The sequence below is a fragment of the Tunturiibacter psychrotolerans genome, from assembly GCF_051013365.1.
Classification (GTDB): domain Bacteria; phylum Acidobacteriota; class Terriglobia; order Terriglobales; family Acidobacteriaceae; genus Edaphobacter; species Edaphobacter psychrotolerans_A.
The window spans coordinates 1,803,896-1,827,126 of the sequence record NZ_CP132941.1 but is presented as its reverse complement, the minus strand read 5'-3'; the positions used below and the strand labels follow the sequence as shown (position 1 = coordinate 1,827,126).

19 protein-coding genes are annotated in these 23,231 nt (G+C 55.1%); 11 read left to right on the top strand and 8 right to left on the bottom strand.

The features are described 5' to 3' along the window. Window positions 1–115 precede the first annotated feature (115 nt). From RBB76_RS07655 to RBB76_RS07640, 4 genes are all read left to right on the top strand, one after another. On the top strand, window positions 116–457 hold the full coding sequence (locus tag RBB76_RS07655; RefSeq protein ID WP_429628012.1) for a PadR family transcriptional regulator: 342 nt from the start codon (window positions 116–118) through the stop codon (window positions 455–457). Further along, window positions 457–3,141: an ADOP family duplicated permease gene (locus RBB76_RS07650; RefSeq protein ID WP_429628013.1), complete on the top strand. Its 2,685-nt coding sequence runs from the start codon at window positions 457–459 to the stop codon at window positions 3,139–3,141. Before RBB76_RS07655 ends, RBB76_RS07650 begins: the two co-directional genes overlap by 1 nt. 590 nt (window positions 3,142–3,731) lie before the next feature. Beyond that, window positions 3,732–6,377 (top strand): TonB-dependent siderophore receptor, encoded by a 2,646-nt coding sequence (locus RBB76_RS07645; protein ID WP_429628014.1) that lies wholly within the window; start codon window positions 3,732–3,734, stop codon window positions 6,375–6,377. Window positions 6,378–6,449: 72 nt separating this feature from the next. Next, the gene (locus RBB76_RS07640; RefSeq protein ID WP_429628015.1) at window positions 6,450–7,130 is read left to right on the top strand and encodes a Fe2+-dependent dioxygenase; all 681 of its coding nucleotides are present in this window, start codon (window positions 6,450–6,452) and stop codon (window positions 7,128–7,130) included. Between the two features lie 181 nt (window positions 7,131–7,311). Here the strand turns inward: RBB76_RS07640 and RBB76_RS07635 are convergent, their stop codons facing one another. The 5 genes from RBB76_RS07635 to RBB76_RS07615 all read right to left on the bottom strand — a co-directional run bounded on the left by RBB76_RS07635 (window position 7,312) and on the right by RBB76_RS07615 (window position 12,897). Next, window positions 7,312–8,883 (bottom strand): GMC oxidoreductase, encoded by a 1,572-nt coding sequence (locus RBB76_RS07635; protein ID WP_429628016.1) that lies wholly within the window; start codon window positions 8,881–8,883, stop codon window positions 7,312–7,314. A gap of 22 nt (window positions 8,884–8,905) precedes the next feature. Continuing rightward, window positions 8,906–9,619: a gluconate 2-dehydrogenase subunit 3 family protein gene (locus RBB76_RS07630; RefSeq protein WP_429628017.1), complete on the bottom strand. Its 714-nt coding sequence runs from the start codon at window positions 9,617–9,619 to the stop codon at window positions 8,906–8,908. Window positions 9,620–10,775: 1,156 nt separating this feature from the next. After that, complete coding sequence (locus tag RBB76_RS07625) at window positions 10,776–11,807, bottom strand: alcohol dehydrogenase (protein WP_429628018.1); 1,032 nt, start codon at window positions 11,805–11,807, stop codon at window positions 10,776–10,778. Between the two features lie 125 nt (window positions 11,808–11,932). Next, window positions 11,933–12,526: a TetR/AcrR family transcriptional regulator gene (locus tag RBB76_RS07620; protein WP_429628019.1), complete on the bottom strand. Its 594-nt coding sequence runs from the start codon at window positions 12,524–12,526 to the stop codon at window positions 11,933–11,935. 143 nt (window positions 12,527–12,669) lie between these two features. Beyond that, complete coding sequence (locus RBB76_RS07615; protein WP_429628020.1) at window positions 12,670–12,897, bottom strand: hypothetical protein; 228 nt, start codon at window positions 12,895–12,897, stop codon at window positions 12,670–12,672. A gap of 301 nt (window positions 12,898–13,198) precedes the next feature. Between RBB76_RS07615 and RBB76_RS07610 the strand changes: the two genes are divergently transcribed. From RBB76_RS07610 to RBB76_RS07580, 7 genes are all read left to right on the top strand, one after another. Beyond that, window positions 13,199–14,677, top strand: a complete 1,479-nt coding sequence (locus tag RBB76_RS07610) for a TolC family protein (protein WP_429628021.1) — start codon at window positions 13,199–13,201, stop codon at window positions 14,675–14,677. Continuing rightward, window positions 14,674–14,976, top strand: a complete 303-nt coding sequence (locus RBB76_RS07605; RefSeq protein ID WP_429628022.1) for a YtcA family lipoprotein — start codon at window positions 14,674–14,676, stop codon at window positions 14,974–14,976. The genes RBB76_RS07610 and RBB76_RS07605 overlap by 4 nt, the downstream gene beginning before the upstream one ends. Window positions 14,977–14,989: 13 nt before the next feature. Next, on the top strand, window positions 14,990–16,216 hold the full coding sequence (locus RBB76_RS07600) for an HlyD family efflux transporter periplasmic adaptor subunit (protein WP_429628023.1): 1,227 nt from the start codon (window positions 14,990–14,992) through the stop codon (window positions 16,214–16,216). A gap of 329 nt (window positions 16,217–16,545) precedes the next feature. Continuing rightward, window positions 16,546–18,405, top strand: a complete 1,860-nt coding sequence (locus tag RBB76_RS07595) for a hypothetical protein (RefSeq protein ID WP_429628024.1) — start codon at window positions 16,546–16,548, stop codon at window positions 18,403–18,405. A 95-nt stretch (window positions 18,406–18,500) separates the two neighbouring features. Then, complete coding sequence (locus RBB76_RS07590) at window positions 18,501–19,376, top strand: hypothetical protein (protein WP_429628025.1); 876 nt, start codon at window positions 18,501–18,503, stop codon at window positions 19,374–19,376. A 451-nt stretch (window positions 19,377–19,827) separates the two neighbouring features. Beyond that, window positions 19,828–20,220, top strand: a complete 393-nt coding sequence (locus RBB76_RS07585; RefSeq protein WP_429628026.1) for a hypothetical protein — start codon at window positions 19,828–19,830, stop codon at window positions 20,218–20,220. Window positions 20,221–20,229: 9 nt separating this feature from the next. Continuing rightward, on the top strand, window positions 20,230–21,015 hold the full coding sequence (locus tag RBB76_RS07580; protein WP_429628027.1) for a tyrosine-type recombinase/integrase: 786 nt from the start codon (window positions 20,230–20,232) through the stop codon (window positions 21,013–21,015). Window positions 21,016–21,117: 102 nt separating this feature from the next. On the opposite strand, the gene RBB76_RS07575 is transcribed toward RBB76_RS07580, so the two are convergent. Genes RBB76_RS07575 through RBB76_RS07565 form a run of 3 tightly spaced genes read right to left on the bottom strand, consistent with a single transcriptional unit; the run spans window position 21,118 to window position 23,190 of the window. Further along, window positions 21,118–22,380, bottom strand: a complete 1,263-nt coding sequence (locus tag RBB76_RS07575; RefSeq protein ID WP_429628028.1) for a PP2C family protein-serine/threonine phosphatase — start codon at window positions 22,378–22,380, stop codon at window positions 21,118–21,120. Beyond that, window positions 22,329–22,922 (bottom strand): hypothetical protein, encoded by a 594-nt coding sequence (locus RBB76_RS07570; protein ID WP_429628030.1) that lies wholly within the window; start codon window positions 22,920–22,922, stop codon window positions 22,329–22,331. Before RBB76_RS07570 ends, RBB76_RS07575 begins: the two co-directional genes overlap by 52 nt. Further along, window positions 22,891–23,190 carry a hypothetical protein gene (locus RBB76_RS07565; protein WP_429628031.1) on the bottom strand — a complete coding sequence of 100 codons (300 nt, stop codon included), beginning with the start codon at window positions 23,188–23,190 and terminating at the stop codon, window positions 22,891–22,893. Before RBB76_RS07565 ends, RBB76_RS07570 begins: the two co-directional genes overlap by 32 nt. Between the last annotated feature and the right edge of the window lie 41 nt (window positions 23,191–23,231).

Genomic DNA, 23,231 nt, shown 5'->3' with positions numbered 1-23,231 from the left:
TATCCATGAAAGTCACCAATATCGACCACCAATGCAAACCAAAATAACCAAAATACCTATTGTTATCCCATACGTGCATATGCAAGTATGTATTGGATGGCAATAGGAGAGCGGCGTGGGCGGTAAGACGGACATTTGGCAGGGCACATTGGCCTTGATGGTACTCAAGACTCTGGAGTCAATGGGGTCGCTTCACGGCTATGGTATTGCCCGGCGTATAGAACAAACGAGTCGCGGTCTTCTGTCGTTGAACTATGGGACTCTTTATCCTGCATTGCTGAAGTTGGAGCAGGAGGGAACCATCGTCTCTGAATGGGGCGTATCGGAGAATAACCGACGGGCAAAGTTTTACAAGCTGAGTCGCGCCGGCAAAAAGCAGGTGGAGAGAGAAACTCAGGATTGGGAGCAGACGAATGCGATCCTCCCGCGCTTTCTCGCTCCCAGGCAGGAGGCTTGATGCGAAGATTGCGAGCGCTTTGGATTCGGATCTGCGGCACTTTCGGCAACAAACGAGAAAGTATAGAGTTGGACGAAGAGCTTGAAGGTCATCTCCAGATGCATATTGCGGATAACGTCCGTTCGGGGATGTCCGAAGCTGAGGCGCGACGACAAGCGTTGATTCATCTCGGTGGCCTGGAACAAACCAGAGAGGCTTATCGCGAGCGACAGGGGCTTCCTGGCTTGGAGACGTTGTGTCAGGACGTTCGGTTCGGCCTTCGAATGCTGCTGAAGAGTCGAGGATTTACTGTTGTGGCGGTGCTCACACTAGGGCTCGGCATCGGAGCCAATACCGCTCTGTTTTCTGTCCTCAATGCGGTTCTTCTGAACCCACTTCCGTATCCTCGTGCGGAGGAGCTAATAACAGTTCATGCGGCTAAGCAGAACTTCAATGAAGGCTCAATCTCCTATCTAAATTTTCGCGATTGGCAGCGGGATAACAAGGCGCTGGCGGCGCTCGCCGTCTCGCGAGGCACAGGATACATTCTGACTGGCACGGGTGCTTCGGAAGAGGTGCGCGGAGAACTCGTCTCTTCGGATTTTTTTCCTCTTCTTGGGGTGAAGCCTGTAGCGGGGCGGTTATTCGCCTCCCATGAGGATGAGATTGGACAGGCGCCCGTAGCGATGATCAGCTCCGGGTTCTGGAAGCGGAAATTCGGAGAGCGACCTGATGTAATCGGCAAGGCTCTCACGCTCGATGGACGGGACTACACTGTCGTCGGCGTGCTGCCTGCGACCTTCAATCTTGCGATCAGCAACTTTCGCGCGAGCGATATTTATGTGCCAATTGGTCAATTTCAAAATCCCGCTCTCAATGATCGCAGCGCGGGGTTGGGGATTCACGGTATCGCCCGACTCCGGACAGGAGTGACGCTCCAGCAAGCGCAGGCCGATATGGAGAGAGTCTCTCGGAATCTTGAGACGACGTTCCCGTCAGAGGATCAAGGAATACGCGCCAAGCTTGTGCCGTTCAAGGAATCGCTGGTGCGCGATGTCCGTCCACTTCTGTTGGTCCTGATGGGTGCTGTCGGCTTCGTACTTCTGATCGCTTGTGTCAACGTTGCGAATTTGCTATTGGCAAGGGCGAATGCTCGCGCGCAGGAGTTTGCGGTGCGGTCGGCTTTGGGGGCAAGCCGAGCTCGTTTGCTGCGGCAGTTGTTGACTGAAAGTCTGACTTTGTCTGTGCTCGGTGGCGTATTGGGGCTAACGTTAGCTGCGTTGGGAACGCGCATCATTGTCAATATGCTGCCGGAGAATCTGCCGCGAGCGACAGGGATTCATATCGACTGGTTAGTACTTTGCTTCACCGCCCTCATCTCACTTGCGTCGGGAATCTTGTTCGGCTTTGCTCCCGCACTGAACATGTTCAAGCGAGATGTCCAGAGCACCCTGAGATCGGGAGGCCGTAGCATCGGCAGAGCGAAAAACCGCACGCAGGATTCGTTAGTCGTCGTTCAAACGGCTTTGGCGCTGGTCTTGTTGATCGGCGCGGGGTTGATGATTCGAAGCATGGTCAAGCTATCGAATGTTGATCCGGGGTTTCACTCGAGAGGTGTCCTGACGTTTGGCCTGGAAGCGCCTCCGGCGATGAGTGGCGCAGGACCGGATGCGATCAGAGCCTATCTACGTGAGGCGCAACGAAAGATCGCGATGACTCCCGATATTGAAGCGGTCAGCTTTTCATGGGCCGCTCTTCCAATGATGTCAGACGACGAGCAATCATTCTGGCTTGAGGGAGAACCAAAGCCCGCGAATCAAAATGCTATGCGATCGTCGATACGCTACCTGGTCGGAGCAGATTATCTGCGGGTCATGGGGATTCCACTGCTCAAGGGACGATTCCTGTCCGAGACGGATGATGACCGCGCGCCGAGAGTGATTGTGATCGATGAAGTATTTGCGAAGAAGTTCTTCGGCGACGCTGACCCGATTGGCAAGCGTATCCATCTGGACCAGTTTGACGATGCAGCGACTGTCATAGGTGTTGTCGGACATGTGAACCAATGGGGGCTTGATAACGACGCGGTGAATCCGCTGCGCGCTGAGACTTATCAATCTCTTATGCAGTTGCCGGAGCAACAGTTGAGCTTGGTTGCCTTTGGCATGGACGCGCTTGCTCGTTCAAAGTCTGGAGGTATTCCGAGTTTCAAGAGTATTGAGAGCTCGGTAACTGAGATGAATCACGAGCAAGTGGTCTATAACCCCGAGGCGATGGAGGACGTCGTCTCGCAGACGCTCTCGTCTCGGAGGTTTGGCATGATCCTGCTGGCCGTGTTTGCCTGCACCGCACTAGTGCTAGCAAGCATTGGAATGTATGGCGTGATCTCTTATATCGTGGGACAACGCGCCCGCGACATAGGGATACGGATGGCGTTGGGCGCGAACCGTGGAAAGGTGCTCAGGTGGGTGCTAAGGCGTGGCAGCAGGCTTGCGTTGATCGGTATCGGCTGTGGGTTGTTAGGTGCGCTGGTTCTAAGTCAAGCAATCTCTGACTCGTCGCTGCTCTATGGCGTTCGGTCCTATGATCCATGGACGTTCATCGGGGTGACTGCGCTTATGATGGCAGTCGCTCTATCCGCGTGCTACCTTCCGGCACGACGAGCAACGCGTATAGATCCGATGGAAGCGCTGCGTACAGAGTAACTCTGGGCCGTGGCTCAATAGGGAGCGCCTATCCAGCAAGCTGGAAAGCTGCGATGCCATTGATCTCCTTGGGAGGCCGGTTAGCCCCGATTGAGTTCCGAACAGGTTCATGCCCTTAGACGATTCGCACCGATTCTGCCTCAAACGACTAGACACAGCGCGCAGCTCGGACTATTGAGTCTGATATTCCTATTGATATAGGACTGATCCTGTCGTATATTCAAGACACCGCGCTTGAATTTAGCTTTGAAAAGTCTTATTGCAGGGTGTTGGGAAGTCAGGGGCCAGACCCCCGTGGGTAGTTTCTTGGCGGAAACCACGAGAGTCTGGAGCTACAGCCGGAAAGGACTGCAGTTGTCTGCATTGTAAATGCCCGGCTCGAGATTAGCGCTTGGTCTTTCCAGGCCATTGAGGTTGTGGCGCGCGTCTCGCTGATTCCAAACTCATTGACTGTTGTTGTAGCTCCGCCGCTGGCTAACTACCAGGCGGGGCTTCGGGATTCCGTGTGCCATTGGCGCGATGACGCAGGCCGGAGAGCATAAATGTGTCTTTCCGAAGGGCCGGAAAGACATGAACGCAAGGAGAGATTTGTGAAGTGGACAAAGCATACCAGGAGTGGTCTGAAGTCACTGGCACGGAACAAAAAGGCGAGCGGTCGGCCGATGTTCGGCCGAACGAGGGGATGGGTTGCTGCCGGCACTCTGGCAGCGTACACCGTGATGGGTGGCAGTCGGCAGGCTTTGGCAGCTGTGAAGGAGACGGCGTTGACGGGGGGCTCTGGCGGGGATGCAACGCTGCCTCTCAAACGCTTCGACATACCGGCAGGCCCGCTGGACGTGGCCATCAAGGCCTACGAAAAGACGACCGGTCTGACAGTAAATATAGTGCTGCCGTCTGGAACCTTAGCTGGATTCAACTCCCATGGTGTGACCGGGCTCTATCGCGAAGATGAGGCTCTGCGTCAGTTGCTGGATGGCACGGGGCTGAACTATCGCGTTGAAGACGCAACGACAATGGTAGTCGGGGTGCAGGCGAAGGATACTGTGTCCGTGGAGGCTTTGGCGAACGACTCAGTTTCGATGGCGAAGTTTACAGAGCCGCTGCTCGACACCCCGCAAAGTATCACTGTTGTTCCGCAGTTTGTACTGCAGGATCAAGGAGTGTCCACGCTGCGGGATGCGTTGCGAAACGTGCCGGGTATTAGCTTAGCGGCCGGTGAAGCAGGAGCACAGGGCGACAATCTGACAATTCGAGGCTTTACGGCGCGCAACGATATCTTCCTGGATGGTATACGGGACTTCGGAAGCTACTACCGCGACTCGTTTAATTACGAACAGGTCGACGCTCTTGAGGGACCGGCAGGAATTCAGTTCGGTCGCGGGTCGACAGGCGGAGTCATCAACCAGGAGAGCAAGGTTCCGGAGATGAGACAGTTTGTGAATGTACAGGCTCAGTTCGGGACAGACTTGACGCGCAGGATTACAGCAGACATCAATGAGCCGGTGGCCGATGTAGCGGGTGGAACAGCCTTCCGGTCTAACATCATGGCGCAGGAGGGAGGAGTTGCAGGTCGGCCGGATGCGGAGATACGGCGCTTCGGAATAGCTCCCTCCGTCACGATCGGTCTGGATACCAAGACCCATGCGACTTTGAGCTATGTGCACCTCACAGAAAACGACACTCCGGACTACGGACTGCCATGGTTTAACAATTCGGTGGCGCCAGGATCCATTCGTCATAACTACTTCGGATTTCCAGACGAAAACTATCTGAAGACAAACGACGATATTATGACGCTGCGAGCTGATCACGAGTTCTCGCCGGAAGTGAACCTGCGTACGATCGCCCGGGCGGCAAATTACCCACGCAGCGCGCAGATTACCGAACCACAAATCTGCTCCAATGCGCCGGCAAGTGTGCCGGTGGGGGGCATCGTAGCTACCCTGCCGACCTCTGCTGTAAATACTGCTCTTCCCTGTGCGTATATGGCAGGGACTGATCCCAGCAACATCGTAGTGAACCGGAACCAGATCCAGGTAAAGAGTGTAGAGGGCGATCTCTGGGATCAGACTGAGATAGTGGCTCGATTCAAGACCTTCGGTGTGAAGCACGCCCTTGTAGCTGGTGTCGAAGGTGGGCAGGAGATTTCGAATCCGATCAGAACCAGTTACACAATCAATAAGATCAATACGGTGCCCTCGGCGAATCTGTTGAACCCGAATGTAGATCAGCCGTTCGGGGGAACGGGTTATATCACTTCGATCGTTCACACGAAATCGAAGAGTGTTGGATTGTACTTCGTGGACACCTTGAAACTGGGCAGGTTATTTGAACTGAGCGGCGGCGTGCGTTGGGACCGCTTTGATACCGGTTATAACCTCTACCAGCCGACTCCGCCAGCGGGAGGGACCGTAACCGCTCCAGTGGCTCCGATCAGCAGAGTGGATGAGCAACCAACCTATCGCGCGGCTCTGGTATTCAAGCCTTCGAGCCACGGCAGCGTCTACTTCGACTACGGAACCAGCTTCAACCCGGCAGCAGAATCGCTGAGTTTGAGCATTGGGTTGGCGAACAGCTCGGCGGCACCCGAGGAGAATGAATCGTATGAAGCGGGTGCTAAATGGAGCTTTATGAACGAGCGTTTACTTCTGGAGGGATCATGGTTCCGCACAGAGAAAGATAATGCGCGAGAGACCGACCCGACGAACTCGAACAATATAGTGGCAGCTGGAAACCAACTCGTAAAAGGAGTGCAAGTTAGCGTTGTGGGGCGCCTTCCGCAAGGAATGGACATTGTTGCAGGATATGCATACCTGGACAGCTCGGTCATCTTTTCAAAGTTTTTTCCCGCGTCGGTGGGATATCCGTTGGCGAATGTGCCGAAGCAGACATTCAATCTATTTGTGACACACCGGCTACCCTGGCGATTAAATGCAGGTCTGGGTGGTAACTACGTGGGAAGCAGGACAGCGAGCTCGACCGTGCCCTATGTTCCGACAGGATACGCCGTGAATCCAAATGGGCCAGGCTTCGTCGTGACCAGTGTAGCGATGAAACAAGTGCCGGGATATTGGGTGTTTAACGCGATGGTCAAACGACCTTTGACAGATCGGCTGGAGCTGCAGGCGAATGTATATAACCTGTTGAACCGGTATTACATCGATCTGCCGCATCCGAGCCACCTGGTTCCGGGAGCTGGCGCGAGCGCGCTGATCGGCATGAACTTCCGGTTCTGACAAAGCACGTTTTAGCAATCTGCCCAGCGTTTAGACCGGGCAGATCTTATTTGTAACCTCAGGAGTACTTTGATGTTGATTACGATTGCAGATGTTTTAAGTGTGGGTGAAGTTGCAGAATCACGTGCGCTACTGGATGCGGCGCAATGGGTGGACGGCAAGGTCACAGCTGGATATCAAGCCCAGAGCGTAAAAGAGAATCTTCAATTGCCCGAAGGACATCCGGTGGCGGTGAAACTGGGAGAGATGGTGCTGGCCGCACTCGCGCGGTCACCGTTGTTTATGTCGGCTGCACTGCCTTTGCGTGTATTTCCACCGATGTTCAATCGTTACATGGGCGGTGGGCACTTCGGAACGCATGTGGATACTGCAATCCGCGCCAACGCCTCCACGGGACAAAGAATCAGGACAGACGTCTCCGCGACACTGTTTCTGTCGGCCCCTGAAGAGTACGAAGGTGGAGAACTATTAGTCGAAGATACCTACGGAATGCATAGCGTGAAGCTACCGGCAGGGCACATGGTTCTGTATCCGGCCACAAGTCTGCATCGAGTGAATCCGGTTACTCGAGGTGCACGGGTGGCTTCATTCTTCTGGATACAAAGCATGATTCGCAGCGATTCGGATCGCGCCTTACTGTATGACCTGGATACAACAATCCAGCGGCTGGCTAAAGAGGTTCCCGAGAATACCGCTGGCATCCAATTGACTGGAATATATCACAACCTACTGCGGCGCTGGGCGGAAATGTGAGATCACGTCACGTGGAGGGCAAGTTCAAGCACGCCTTTCACTGAAAGCCCCTTAATGAGAAGTGACGATTCAATCTACGAGTCAGACTGAGAACCTCTTTTTCTGGTCACTTCGACGATAAGTCGCAAGATCGACACTTGAACCCACGCCGTCCCGATCTTTGCCTGTCAATGAGTCCCTCTCAGACATTTTGTTTGCTCATCTCGCTCGCGAGATACTCGGAAGCGCGCATCGATAGCGCCAGGATCGTCATCGTTGGGTTCTGCCAACCGGCACTCACAAAGCTCGCTCCATCGACGACAAATAGATTCTTGTGATCGTGGCTCTGACACCACTTATTCAGCACGCTCTTCTTCGGATCATCGCCCATACGGCAGGTTCCGACTTCATGAATACTGTAGCCCGGAGGATTTGGAACATCATTCTTCGACAGCACTTCGAATCCGGCCGCATCGGCTACGGCGCAGCCGACTTCTACGGCGTCCTTCGCCATATTGAATTCGTTGTCGGTGTACTTGGTCTGGATGTTCAGCACGGGGATGTCCCACGCGTCCACCTTCTCCTTATCGATGCGAACGTGGTTTTCGTAGCGCCCGAGCACCTCTCCCATCACGGTGATGTGGAAGGCACTCCCGTTGTATTCCTGCAACTTCTGCTGCAACTCTGCGCCATACGCCGCAAAATTTCGTGGTTCGATAGCACCCATGCGGCTGGTTACATTCAACGCATAGCCGCGCAGGAACTTGTCATATTTCGTCGTAATGTTGCGAAAGCGCGGCACAATTGCCCCGCCACCCATCAACTGTTTTGTTGCCTTACCGTTGCGCGCCTCAGGCACTGAGCAGGTGATCCCTGGCCCGTAAATCTGGTCCATCAGATAGTGACCTATCATGCCGCTCGAGTTGCCGAGGTTCGAGTTCAAGAGTAGGCGCGTGCTTTCAAGCGTCCCCGCGGCCAATACCACCACGCGAGCCTTCACATGCATCTCCCGACGGGAGAGCCGATCGACGAAGAGGCACCCATTGGGCTGGCCGGTGTTCTTGTCGACCGTAATCTGTCGCACGACCGCATTGGCAATTGAAGTGAGCTTGCCGGTTCGCTCCGCATCCGGTAGCAGAAGATTCACTGAGCTCGCCAGGCCATCGCGGCCCAGTGCGCGGCGCTGCTTGCAGACCGCCATGTTGTATGGCTGCGAGGCCTTGATAAACCGCTGCATCGACTCCGACCACACTTCGTTGACGGGAACGAAGTTGCCATTTGGCATCTGTGGAGGACCGTCCTGCGCGCCCTCTACCTGGAAGATCTCTTCCACCCGTGAATAATAGGGTGCCAGATCGGCGAGGCTGATGGGCCAGTCTTCGCCGAATCCATCATGCGATTTGCCTTTGAACTCGTAGTCGCTCAAGCGGAACGATTGCCGTGACCAGAACAGCGACCGGCCGCCGAACAGACGGACCCGCACCCAGTTGTACGGCATGGAAGGATCGAAGGTATACGGAACCTCCTCCTCATCCACCCAGACGTTTGCGTTGAATTCGCTGGCCTGGAAGACATGCTCCAGCCGCCCCGGTGGTTTGAAGCCGCGATACGGCAGTTCGTACGCTGGTTTGCGCTGCGCATCTCTAGCTACGTCGGCCACCGGGCCCGCGTTCAACATCAGGCAGTGGATGCCCTTCTCGGTCAAGATCTTCGCAGCCATTCCACCGGCATGGCCCGACCCAATAATCAGTACATCGTAGGTTGTCTCTGTCATTATCTGCGGGAGTCGCTCACTTCTAGCGGGGGTAGGATGGGATGGTGTGTGGGGCCTTAGGAACAGCCATCACATGCGGAGGTAGCTGCGTGGAGGTCGTGCCTAGACCTGCCATGTCCGGCTCGATCGGAGACCAGTATAGTCCGCCCGTTACCCAGTCCTGCCCCGCGGCCACGCCTGCGTCGTCCCAGGCCTTCGAGTTCATCGTCGCAACTCGGATGTCTTCATGCGCGATGTTGATGAAGTCGGCGTGCTGCTCGGTTGGGGGATGATCCGTCATCCAGGTGCGCAGCCACGGTTTGATGAGCGCGTCGGCCTGAGTTGCGTTTAGCTGAGCGAACGGGAGCTTATACTTCGTCTTTGACGCTGCGTCGAGCCAGTCCAGGCCGCCGCTATAGACCTTCTTCCGCGGCATGGGCGAACTGCCGATCAGGAAGTCGAGGAACATGGGTGTCCCCGCCTGAAGAGCGCCTGGCTTACTGTCGAGCGGTGGCAGCAGTAAATCGCATAGTCGCGTGAACGTCGCAAGTTGAGTCGGAGTGAAAAAACTTGCCTCGGTCTCCGCAATCCCATCGGCTGCCTCAGTGACTGGCAGAGGTGTCTTAGGATTTAGCCCCAGTGTCCACGGCACCGGAGCGGGCGGAGGCGGGGCGGGGTTCGCTGTCTGCTGGGCAAGCAGCGCCTTCGGTAGAAGTCCTACCGAGACGACAGCGCGCACGAAGTCACGACGCAACATAAACTCTCCTTGTGCTGGCAAAAGATTACACTCCGCACTCTTCCGTCGTCCAACGCGTGCAGCGCAAGTCACCGATATGCACAGCCATCTACACGTCAAGATTCCACATCAAGTTCGAATTTAGAAGCGGAAATGGATCAGGAGGATCTCCGCTGGGCGCGGGATCTGCGTTTGGCCTGACGAAACAGGAACAACGACATTTCGCGGGTACCCGAGTTAGACGCTGAGCATTAGAATGGCGAATCGCGCACCATCGAATAGGTCAAATCCCGCATACGGCCATGAGCGCCCGGGCTGTTGGCTTCTTCCGATCATTAGCACATCGGCATCCGAGTCTAGAGCAGCGGCAAGCAGCGCCTCTTTGACTGAACCAACCTCAACACGGACCGGAACATCCGTGCCAACCTTACGAAGAGAGATTTATTTTGCCGATGTACAGGAGGCGAGACGGCGCATCGATGAGCTTGGGCAGATGGCTTTGTTTTGCCAGACAAGTAGCGGTACAAGCGCGCAGCAAACAGTTGCCATCGAAACGCAGGAGTGCGAGAAATCCACTGGATAGAGGATGTTTGCGATTGAGGACATAAATACCACTCTTCGGAAGATCTCAAGATTCTGCGCGTCACGTTCTTTAGAACTACGAATCCGCAGGGTTAATTTAGGAATCTGCGGCTCGCCGATTCACTCCAGCTTACGTGTTAGCCATCTACTCAGCTTCGGGCCAATTCTGATGTTCTCTTGAGATGGTTCCGTGTGCTCATCTAACCCAAGCAATAAATTAGGTTGTGCCATTCCGTGTTTAGGGGTGCCACATACAGGGCACGCCTCAGCCTTCAAAGTGATCTCTGCTCCACAGCATCCACAAAAAGCAGCCACGTTATCCCATCTCCGCAATTTCCATCCCCTTTGGATGAACGCAAGAAGTGCAAAGATTCGCGAGGAGTCATTTCGCAGTATCCCGGCGAAATCGTTAAATTTGCTCGGTTCAGATCACAGGCAGCGCACTCCTTTCAGTTGTCATATTTAATTCGACTCTCCTCTGCTAACGGCAGTGCCGCCTCGCCATGACGGGGCGATTGATTTGTTTAACCCGGGCCTGAATGAACAGAACGATCTGTTCCTGAAATGGGGCCGCTCCTCGCTGCAACTGCCGCCATCATATCGTCAGCACAACGCGAAACTCTGCGTCACCGCTCATCATGCGGGCATACGCTTCGGCAGCTTTTTCCAGAGGATAGGTTTCGATCATGGCGCGTACGCCGCGTAGTTCGGCGAATCGAAGTGTGTCATCCGAATCTGCCGGCGTTACCCCTCCCCACCCTTCAATGGTCTTGCTACCCCTGATGACTTGAACCGGAGCCACCTCCATCGGATCGGAGGTTACGCCGATCAGCAGAAGCTTGCCGTTCGGACCCAAACCACCAATCAGTTCGGTCATTGCCTTGGAGTCCGGCGCGGTCGCGACAATGACTTTCGCACCGCCCAGCTTTTGTAGTTCCTCGGCAGGGTTCTTCACTTTGCTATCGATATATACATCAGCGCCGAGTTTCATTGCCAACGATTCAATTTGCGAGCCACGCCCGATTGCAGCGACCTTGTAGCCGAACTTATTAGCGAATTGAATTCCGAGATGACCGAGCCCACCGATCCCTTGCACCGCGACCAGGTCGCCTGGCAATGCGCCCGCGTGCCGCAGGGAGTCGAAGGTGGCAACGCCAGCACAGAGCAACGGCGCCGCTTCGACATCGCTGAGAGTGTCCGGGATTGAAACCAACGCTTCGACCGGCGCCAACATGTACTCCTGATAGCCGCCGTCATAGCTGAGACCGGGATTCTTCTCATTGCGGCAGTTTCGAAAATCTCCGCGCCGACACTCGAGGCAGGTGCCGCAATGGCCGCCATGCCAGCCGACGCCAACACGCTGACCTGTTCGCCATTCATTCACTCCAGTCCCGAGCACATCCACCACGCCGGCTACTTCATGCCCCGGAACGCGCGGATAAGCGATTCCTGGTCGACGGCCTTCGGCGACGATCGAGTCGCTATAACAAACACCACACGCCTGAACTTTGATGCGCACCTGTCCTGGACCTGGCTCTGGGATCGGCAACTCAACGATCGTGAGGCCGACTCCAGCCGCAGTGACCTGGGCGGCTTTCATGGTTGGTGCTGCGATTGTGGTTGTCATAGGTCCTCCTGTTTCTGTTCTATTTAGTGGTTTCGCGCAAAGCGTCACGATTGTCTTATCGCCATTATTTGACTATCCGGTCAGTCAATAATGAGATGCGCCAAAATAGGCAACGACCCGCATTTTTAGCTGCTTGGAGCGGTGCCTTTTCTGACAAAGGCAATCACCTCTGCGGTATGTCTGGCCAACGACTGTTTGCTCAAGGGATTACGGCTTCTGCCTGGAATATGGGAGATGTTGTTAGCAGCACAAAAATAGAAACCGCACAGGCCGACAATATTGATGGCCCCATGTCCGGGATCCATTTCCCTGAACTCTCCCGACGCAATCCCGTTCTTCAGCAAGACTTCGACCTGGCTGTAGAGAGAAGGCATACCTAACTTGCGAACGCGTTCGCCCCCGCCTTGAATGCTCTCCAACATAAAGATAGTGGGCCACAAGGGATGCTCCGTCCATGTGGCGAGCAATCTCTCGACAAAGGTCAGCAAAACGTCCGTGGCGCTGAGGTTTCGGTCGAAAGACTCATTGAGCGCCTCCCTGACTGGCTGGTAGGCCTGCACGAGAACCGCCTCATAGAGCCCTTCTTTGCTCTTGAAATAGTGAAAGATCAGGCCCTTTACTACCTTCGCCCGCGCCGCAATACTCTCCGTGCGCGCTGCGGCGAAACCATTTGTGGCAAACTCAATCTCGGCCGCGGCCAGAATGGCTGGTACGGTCACGTCTCTGTCTCGTTTTTGGGTACGAGGGGGCACCTGTAGGATGGCTCCGATGGATTCCATTCGTTTCCGTATGAACTATATGGGTAACTGACTGTATGGTCAATTGGACCTGTGAGTCGAGTCATTCTTGAGGGAGTCTGCTCCTAGTTCGAGAGCACGTGACGGTTGGGGACTCGGTTCATTTGCAGCCACAATCGCATCAGCGCTCCGCTCGAACAGTGGACGTTTGGAGCGGGCGGATCGTACTCCGGCAGCGTTGTAATCCGTTCGAAAATCGCGTAGTGTTCCTGATACTGAATCAATACCTTCGTCCAATAGAACCAAGCTCCTTCTTCTGGCTTAATCGCAACTGTGAGTTTGATCTGAAACACTCGCAATCGTCGATTTCTGATCACTAAAGCCCTGTCGCGCTCAAATTTACTCATTGCGCGAGAAAAGGAAATGCGTGATGCCTTTCGATGCGGTCGGGCAAGAACGATGCAACCACGCGGATGCCGCCTGCTCACGCGGATCGCGGACAGTGGTCCGGATCACTAACATCATCGTTGTAGGCTGGTCTCCTTTGTTTAGTGATGGGTAGCATGAGCGGCCGCAGTAGGTATCTCGACGGAGTACCAAGCAGAGCAGACTTGTACAACACGTGCCGCGAACGAATGATGGAAAGTTTTCATTATGAGATTGGGTCATCAAGCCAAAAACACTCAGTCGGGCGCAATCGTCTTAAGACTGCTCGCGGTTGCCGTGACGATGACATCGCTTCTATCTATTGGAGCATCCGGTCAAAAGCCTCCGATTACGCCGAATGCGCCCTGGATTTCTGACCATCACACGTTGGAGCGCCACTCAACTGCAATTCCTGTGCATGAAGCCGCGTTAGATGATGGCCACGTCTACAGCCTGGGTGAGCTAATCGACATTGCTGAATCGAACAGTCCCGCGACACAAGCGGCGTGGAATCGAGCCAAGGTGACAGCCGCCACCGTTGGGATCGCAAAGAGCGAACTGTATCCGACAATCATTGCGATGGCGGCTGGAAGAACCTATGTCAACGCACAGCTCTACAGCATGACCTGGGCTGTACAGGACATAGGCTACTTTGATACTGCGGTTCATCTGGCCTACACTCTCGTGGACTTCGGTGCGCGTCGCACAGAAATTACGGCGGCTCAAGCGCGACTGGTTGCTGCAAATCTTTCCTTCAACAATGAGCATCTGGTCCTTATCCGACAGGTCAGCCAATCGTATTTCGGTTTGCTCGAAGCGAAAGGACTGCGGGAAGCGGCTGAGGTCTCCCTCAACGACGCCAAGACGTCAGAGACCGCAGCCCAAGAACGACGTAATAACGGACTCGCTACAGTGCCAGAAGTGCTGGAGGCCAAGGCCGCGACCGCAAAAGCGAACTACGAATTGCAGAGTGCGCTTGGGGCTGAGCAAGTGGAAATCGGAGATCTAGCGACAGCAATCACCGCCAGTCCACTGAAACCGCTCAAAGTGGAAGTGCTGGATCAGCTGAGAATTCCAGACAAACTGGACCTATCAGTTCAACACGCTGTAGAAATGGCGTTCACGGCTCGGCCTGACCTGCAGGCTGACGAAGCGCGCGTGAGCGCCGCGCATGCTGAGGTAAAGCATGCTACCTCAGCCTACTACCCATCGCTCACATTTGAAGGCTCAAAAGGCTGGCTTCGTGCGTTCGGAGAGCAACAAGGGTCGCCCGGTTTCTATGCCCAGGCGCCAGTCTATGACGCCACGCTCGAACTGAAGTGGACGGTATTTGACGGGCTCCTTCGGGAGAATCGGATCGCGGAGGCGAAAGCAGAAGAGAAAGGAGCGACTGACGAGGTTCACAACCGTCAAGACGAAATTTCAAATCAAGTCTGGGCCGCCTACTCAAATGCAGCGACCGCCCTACACCAAAGGGATGCGGCGACGGCTTTGCTAACTGCTGCTGAGGAGTCGTATTCAGCGGCGTTGGAGTCGTACAAAGAAGGCGTCCGCAATTTTCTGGATGTGCTGGCAGCGGAAGATGCCTTGGCGCAGGCCCGCGCCATAGACGTTACGGCTCGCACCCAAGTGCTTAGGACTTTTACCGATCTCGATTTTCGCACAGGGGATCTGCTGGCAAATCACCCGAAAGGCAACAATCCATGAGATCGAATCACCAGTCTCTTTGGCAACGAACGGACAAACGTGAGAGCTGGATAAGCTTTGCAATCACGCCACTTCTGCTGGCAGCTGTCGGGTGCTCCGGATCCCCGGAGTTCAACATCCTGGGATCGTACTTCCCGTCATGGCTTGTATGTCTCGCAATTGCGATTGCGTTGACGTTTTTGGCTCATGTGTATGCCACAAAGAAAAAGCTTACGGAAGAACTTTGGCCACTACCAATTGTTTACTCGGCGCTTCTTTGTCTCTTAAGCTGCACACTCTGGCTGATCTTGTTCCGGTAGAGAGGAAAATATCTTGCAGATAACCAACTCACAATCGGCGATAACACGTAAAGGAACGATCATCAGCGCGTGCATCGTCGCAGGTGCCCTTATCTCCGCAGGCTTGGTAGTTCGCGAGGTGGTGTTGTATCCGCGTACTGATGACGCGGAAGTGACAGCGAACTTCATCGGTATCGCTCCGGTGGTTGAAGGCCCTGTTATGGAGTTGCCTATTCATGACAACGAATTCATCAAAAAGGGAACTCTCCTTTACAAAATTGATGATCGTCCTTACCTGTATGCCTTGCAGAGTGCACTCGCTGCCCAGGCGGCACTGGAGGGTGAGATCGAGAATGAATCTCGTCGAATTTCCTCCCAGGTCAACGGGGTCGACGTGGCGCATGCGGGCGAGCAGAGCGCACTGGCGAACGAAACAAGAGCGACTGACGAAATTGAAATTGCTAAAGCGGCAGTTGCGCGATCGGAAGCCGCGCTGAAGCAGGCGCAGGCTGACGAAAACTACGCCACAGCAAATTTTCATCGCATCCAGCCTCTTCTGGCCAAGGGCTTCGTCACTGAGGATGATGTTCACAAAGCACGATCGACATCCGAAGCGAAAGCGGCAGCGGTGGAACAGGCTCAGTCTCAATTGCTATTGGCGAAAGCGAGTTTGCTCTCTGCTTCGGCTCAAAAACAGCAAGCTGTCGCACAGATTACCCAGAGCCAGGCTCAGGTCAAAGAATCGGCACACTCTGTTCTCGTTCTAGCGCCCTTGCTTGCTGAGCGTGAGAGCCGTGCTTCTGCAGTTCGGCTGGCTCAATACAACTATGAGCAATGCAGCGTTCTCGCGCCATTCGATGCCCGCGTTACAAACCTGACAATATCCGAAGGCGAATACGCCAAGGTGGGCAAGCAACTGTTCACTCTTATTGACAATAGAAACTGGTGGGTGCTCGCGAATTTCAGAGAAACGCAAATCGGCCATGTTCAACCCGGAACGCCCGTAGACGTCTTTCTTATGTCTGATAGAAACACAAAATATCGCGGCGTTGTCGAAAGTGCGAGCTTTGGTGTGACTCCTGATCCGGATGTTGTGGGGAAGCTTTCAGAAGGTTTGCCGGAAGTGCAGCGAACGCTAAATTGGGTGCGTCTAGCGTCGCGATATCCGGTACGCATCAAAATTGTCGATCCGCCTCCGGGGATATTTCGTGTTGGTCAGGTCGCAATCGTCGTGATGCGACCTCCCCATCGTCAGGGTTGAGGTCAGTCATGCCAACATACGGGGAATACAAACCGCCAGTCTGGAAGCCCGTCGAGATGCTGCGCGCTGAGCTGGCGTGGTACCCGGGGCGGACGATGCTGGTGGGAAGAATCGTACTCGCATGTACGAGTGTGATGTTGCTCGCGTTCATCTTTCGGATTCCGGGCGCGGCATTGGGCGCCGGCTTCCCGATATTGATCTCGCACGAGAGTCCCAAAGCGGCGAGAAAATCCGCGTTTGACATTGGCTTGGCGTGCTCAGTCGCAACCGCGGCAGTAATTTTGGGAGGAGTACTGACGAGTGGCTCTCCATTCCTCCATGTGATCTGGGTGATCGCAATTCTCTTCGTTGCATTTTTTGCAATCAGTGGCTTGAACTTTATTAATCCGTCTCTCACGGCCAGCGTTACCATCGCGGTTGCGATTCAAGTATGGGACTTGCCAATCCGTTCGGAAATCCGCGTTGAACGTACGCTCTACACGTTGCTTGCGATTTTGATAGCGTGTGCAATCACTGCGCTGATTGAGAGCTTATTTGCGAAAAAGCAATCGCCTGACGCAATCCTGGATGGAATCAATCACCGCTTAGGTTTGATTGAGACCCTCCTGAGTCAAGCGCAAGCGGAAGATTTTCCCCCTTCGGCGTTGACGATCCAACTCAGTCGTTCTGCTGCCAAAGGTGTGGACGATTTGTCGGAGTTACTCGCGCACTCTTCCTATGAACCGGGCTATCGCGATTTGCTCGCTACTGTGATCGCCCTCACCAGGCAACTGTTAGAGCTCGGGTCGAATCTTGCCGAATCTGCCCGAATCTTATCCATTGATGGTCAGGAGCGTTGTCTAGCGATTGCGCGGAACCTGTCTGCCATACGGTACTGCCTCTTATGCAAAAGCCTTACGAACTGGATCGATCTACCGCTGGTAAATCGCACTATGAACCCAGTATTGGTAGAAATCGAACGCACAGTAGATCTGATCGCTCAGAGCTTTTCTGATGAAAACCTTGCGGTCCATCGGCTCTTACCAGCGGCGGAACCAACAGTGTCGATAGGTGCATTTGTTGTTGATGCGCTTCGAAACGCAGAGCATTACAAATTTGCGGTGCGCGGCACTCTCTCTGCTCTACTCTGCTATGTGTTCTATATGAGCACGGGCTGGGTGGGATTGGGCGCATCAATCATAACGTGTACTCTGACGGCTCGTCGATTCACTGGCGCCAGCCGCCATCGACAAAGTCTCCGATTCGCAGGGTTCATTGTGGGAGCTGGCGTCATTGGATTAGGAACTGAGGCACTGATTCTTCCTCAAATAAACAGTCTCATGCAATACGCTTTTCTCTTCGCGTCGGTCGTTGCGGTTGGGTCATGGGTGGCGACCTCCGGCCCGCGAATTGCGTACGCCGGGTTCCAGATTGTGCTCGCCTACAACCTGGTCAACCTCAATAGGTTCACGATCAATACGTCCCTCGTGCCCTCTCGCGACGCGCTTCTGGGTATCCTGCTGGGCGTTGTAGCAATGTGGCTGGTGTTTGATCATCTCTGGGCAGAGAACTCCAGCGCATCTGTCCGCACCTTGCTTCTGAGCACACTGCGGAATTTGGCGGACTTTAAGACTGTCAACGCGGAGACTGCTCTAGAGGCCAATCAACGGCTGGCCATGACGAGTTCCAGAATTAACCGTGATTTCGACAAACTGCGGGACCTGGCAGATATGTACGCTTTCGAGTCTTTCCCGAAACAGCCGTACGAAAGCCTTGTGAACCGTAGCATTCGGACGCTCTCGCCAGAATTGCGAGCCTTTCTATTCGTGAAGACTGGACTTCTGCAGCACAGGAACCTGACAGCGGAGGAACCAGATGCGCTTGTTCGAGAGGTGGAAGAGCAAGCTTCCAGTGTGCTTCGCAGCTTAGCCAATGCTATCGAATGGGAAGAGGCTAAACATCTCTCGTCGTGGAATTTGCATGCTGAAGAACTCCGGGTCCGCGTGCAGATCGAAGAAGAGAAATCGATGTACGCGGAGGATCGACAGAAGAACATCGAGATGCGGTTGTGTGGGTCCTTGTTGAGCCTGGCGTCTCATCTTGAATGGCGAGCTCGATTGAATTTTGCGCTGGAAGCTGGAAATCAAGAGGTGGTCGAAAACTGGCCTATCGGGACAATCGCCAAGACGGAAAGAGGGCGCTCGCAGTGACCGAAGACTGACATGACCTTTCAGGAGGTAGACTGTCATCGCATATGGAAGGTGATTCGGAATGTCGACGACGAAGCCAACGAAGAGAAGAGCAAATGACTGCAATTGAATCATTCCTAAACAGATTGATAGATTACGCGGGGCTCTTTCCTCCCGCAAGCCTCAATATGCTAACGTCGATCCGGAACTACGCCAGTTACCGCTCGGGTAAATATGCATGGGCTCTCGGACGCTTGATCGTTCCAGTTGCGAGGCTGACAGAATTCAGCGCGGCATTGACGGAGGTTGGCAGCGACGAGCAGCTAACACCATGGCTCCTGGGCGCACTCAGCACGGGCGATGTGCAGCAAGATGCTCGCCTAATATCTGGGCTCGATCCCGGGGTCGCAGTTGTTGACGTCCTCGAGTCCAAGGCTACAAATCTGACTGAGGTGCACAAGCTGCTCTTAGCCACACCTCCAAAGACAACTCTCTACGTTGAATTTCCACTGAAGAATTGCGGGCAAATCATTCCTGCACTGAAGGAAGGGAACGCGCGCGCAAAGATTCGCACCGGAGGAGTTACTGCCGATGCCATCCCAAGCGTTGAGCAGGTCGCAGAATTTCTCGCGGCCTGCGCGAAAGCGAGGGTTCCCTTTAAGGCGACGGCTGGATTGCATCATCCTCTGCGTTCCGTTCAACAGCTCACGTATGAACCGGGAAGCGCATCGGCTCTGATGCACGGTTTCATCAATGTCTTCGTCGCGGCAATTATCGCCCATTACGGAGCAACAGAAGAGAAGGTTTTAGCAGTGTTGAATGAACGGGATCCTACCGCCTTTCGCTGGAGCAAGCACGCTCTTGCATGGCGTGATCAGGAACTATCCGCGGAACAAATCAGAGAAGCGCGAGAGACCGTCGCTATCGGCTTCGGCTCCTGTTCGCTTACTGAACCTATCGCTGACCTTTTGGATCTCGGATGGCTCGCATGAAAGAAGATGAGCTGGGTTTGAATCATCTAACAACCGCGTTATCTGCTTGGCCATATGTCATTTCAGACAACGAAGCGTTACTAAGGTGCAAGCAGCAGCGGATTCACAATGCTTCTTTTGGATGCAGTATTTCACAACGAAAAGCGAGACTATTCGAAAACGTCCTTTCCCTTCGAGAAATCGGGTCTTCGAAGACTACTATTTTGAACTTGCCGCAAACGTGACCTTTCACGGATAGCGGGATAGTTTCCGGATAGCCCGTCAATCAGCAGCCATCTGCAAAAGACTCAACCCACGAGGAGACGATCTTCAACCTTTGATCTTAGTTGAGGAACAGTTTCGGTTACCCGCTTCTAAGTCCCTTTCAACAAAAAAGACAAAGTAAGGATAGGGTATGTCGATATTCAAGCGCGGGAACGTCTATTGGTACAAGTTCATGTGGAACGGCACGATGATTCGCCAATCCACCAGGCAGGGAAGCGACAAGAAGGCGCGTAACATCGAATCCGCGCACAGGACGCGACTGGCCGAACAACAGAAGGAAGCAACAGCCGCTCGCGTCCGTCTGGACTGTGCAGAAGTTCTAACTTGTCATGAATGCGAAAAGCTTCTCAACGCAGACAAGGCCTTGAGAAAAGACCAGTATGTCTTTTGCACTCAGAAGTGCGCGGCAACTTGGGGCAAAGCGCGCACCATGCCTAGTTTGAAAGACTTCTTGGAGAATCGATTCCTTCCAGATGCAGAGACGCGCCACAAAGCTAAGCCAGCCACCTATCGGTATTACAAACAAAGCAGCGATATGATCAAGCGTTCCAGGGTAGCACCTTGCGGTTGGATGAATTGACGGAGGAACATGCACAGGTCTATGCCTCCGAGTTCCGTCACCTGTCCCCCCTCAGGCATCAACCGAGGCCTGAGAACACTCCGGCGTGCTCTCAACCTTGCCTTTAAGTGGAACATCATTGATAAGCCGGTGAAGGTGGAATTGGCGAAAGGAGAGGTACAGAGGGATCGCGTCCTGTCAGTGAGTGAACTTGATGCGTATCTCTCGAAGTGTCAGCAGCCATGGAGGGATTGCGCTGCCATTCTCGCGGATGAAGGAATGAGGCCGAGTGAAGTATTTTCGCTGCAATGGCAGCATATCCTGCTGAGCGATGACGAAAGCGAGACTGGGATGATTCAAGTGATAGACGGCAAGAGCAAGGCCGCTCGTCGCATCCTGCCGATGACTCCCGCAGTTCATCGCATTTTGAAAGCGCGTCGCATCGCAGCCGACATGCCTTCGACTGGATGGATATTCCCAAGCGGATCGAAGGATGGACATCTCACTGTAGACGGTCTTGCGAAGGCTCAGCACAAGAACGCACTGCAAGACTCGGGAGTGACTCCGTTCCCGCCTTATACGTTGCGGCACACGGCCCTGACGCGACTCGGAGAGGCTTCAGGCGGGTATGTGTTCGCCTTAGCGCGGATCGCCGGACACAGCTCCATATCGATTACCCAGCGTTATGTTCACCCCCAAGCAGAAACGATTGACCGAGTCTTCGCGAAGGCGTTGAAGCTGCGAAAACGCAGTCAGCTGGAGGCCCAAGGGGGCAAGAAGATAAAAGGCGGACTTGCATCAGCCAGCACGAACTAAACAGTTTGCTTTACGAGGAGATTTGTTCGTAGGTTTCCGAAAACCTCGTTTATACGGGACCTCAGAAAAATTTTGGTAGCCGGTGGAAGCGACGGTGGATGGTTAAGCGGCGGCGAACTGGATGCCGAGGACGGTGATGTCGTCGTCCTGGCCGAAGTTTTGGACGTGATCGGCGATGGCGGCTGCGGGCTGGTTGCTGATGTCGCGGGTGCGGTCGAAGCCGTAGAGTTCCTTGGCTGCGTTGGTGGCTTCGACTACGCCGTCGGTGATGAAGGTTAGGTGGTCGCCGGGTTGGAGTTGGAGGGTTTGGGTGTCGTAGGTGGCGTCTTCGGCGATACCGAGGGGGAGGGAGCCATCGAGGTCGAGTTCGAGTCCGTTGCGGTAGGGAGGGATGTGTCCGGCGTTGGCGATGCGCATGATGCCGGAGGGGGAGATCTCGGCGGCGAGGCAGGTGGCGAAGTGGCCGCCGGAGCGGCCGATCATGCGGCGGTTGAGCATGGCGAGCATGGAGGCGGGGTCGGAGGTGAAGTCGGCGTGGGAGCGGATGGCGCCGACGAGGACGGCGACGAGCATGGCGGCGCTGATGCCTTTGCCGGAGACGTCGCCGATGACGAGGATGAGGGTGCCGTCGGGTTTGGAGAGGGTCTGGTAGAAGTCGCCGCCGACGGTGAGGGCGGGGCGGTACTCGGATTCGATGGTGAAGATGGGGGAGTGGATGGTGTCCGGGACGAGGACGCGCTGCTGAAGTTGCTGGGCTTGTTCGAGGTCTTTGCGGGCGGCTTCGTGGACGAGGGATTCGCGGACCTGGGTGCGGAGGAAGCGGCGAAGGGATAGCGCGGCGACCACGAGAATGAGCAGCATGGAAACGATATCTGCGACTGTCATGCCGAGGCCGAAGGGGAAGAATACGTCGGGAATGTGGAAGGCGTGTCGAAGATAGGTGCCGAAAGTGCCATACATGAGCAGAAGGATGGGGAAGGCAGCGAGCAGGGCCTCGGTGCGGTCGCGGCGATAGCCTTCCACAAGAATGACGATCAGCAGAAACTGGTAGGGGACGTTGACCCAGACGGATGCCCCGTTGAACCAGTGCAGTGACGACAGCGGAACGAAGCTAAAGCTGAGATACGGCGACTTCAGGCAGAATTTCAGCAGTGTAAGAGTCGCTGCCAGGAGCCACGCGGCACGGGGAATCCAGCGTCTCTCGCTCAGGCCGAACCAGTTCCACCAGAACATGGTCCACAACGGCAGCGTAAGAATCGAGACCCAGTTGGACTCGACAGCGCTCAGCAGCGTGGTCAGGTTCGCGAGAGCGACTACCACGCTGTCGATAACAGCCCATCCCAAGGCAAGGAAGAGCCATACCAAGCGCGCTCCTGAGGGTTGTACCATAAGGCCCACAGGACCAACGGCATCACCAGCAGGTCGAGGAAAATTCTCAGGAGACCTCCGAACTGGGAGTGGAGGGTGGCGTCGTCATCTGAGACCTGAAGCAGATGCACGGTGGAGGCCAGCCCGAGGATGGGGGGACCGTGCAGGCCGCCGGCGTCGGAATCGCCGAATGGGGTGGAGGTATTCATGTAGAAACGGACGGCGAGATCGAGGTCTCCGTCGGGGCCGGGCGCAGGCAGAGGGAAGGAGGCGGGGTTGGCGACGTATACAGTGACATGCTTTGCGGAGAAGTTGCCAAACTGGCCGAGGAAGCGGCCGTTGGCGAAGACCTGGTAGGCATCGTCGAAGTTAATGGGCATCTTGAGCCAGAGGGGCTGGGTGGGGTCTGTGACATGCACGCGGAGGCGATACCAGGCGTAGCCGCTGAGGTTGGGATAGCCGGTGCTGGTCCAGCCGGGGACGTAGCCGGAGGTTCCTAACACGATGTCAACGGACCCGGCCTGGGGAGCGAGGCTCACGGGCCCAGTGGGCGTCGTCGAATTGCGGCTGGGCCCAGAGGGGGGAGCCGTTGACGATGGGGGAGTCGCCGGGCTGGAACTTCCAGGGCCCGGTGAGGGCGAAGGCGGCGTTGCCTAGCGTGATGGTCTGGATCGAAGTTTGGGGAGGAGTCTGGCCCGAGGGACTTGGTGCTGTGGTTGGAGATCGGGCCGGAGCTGTGACCGCCTGGGAGAAGGTCGGAGGACAAATGGGCAGCACAACGAGCAGAACCAACCCTAACTTTCGCATTGCTGCGAGAGTATCACTCGCTAGCGAGTAAGCAATAGAGG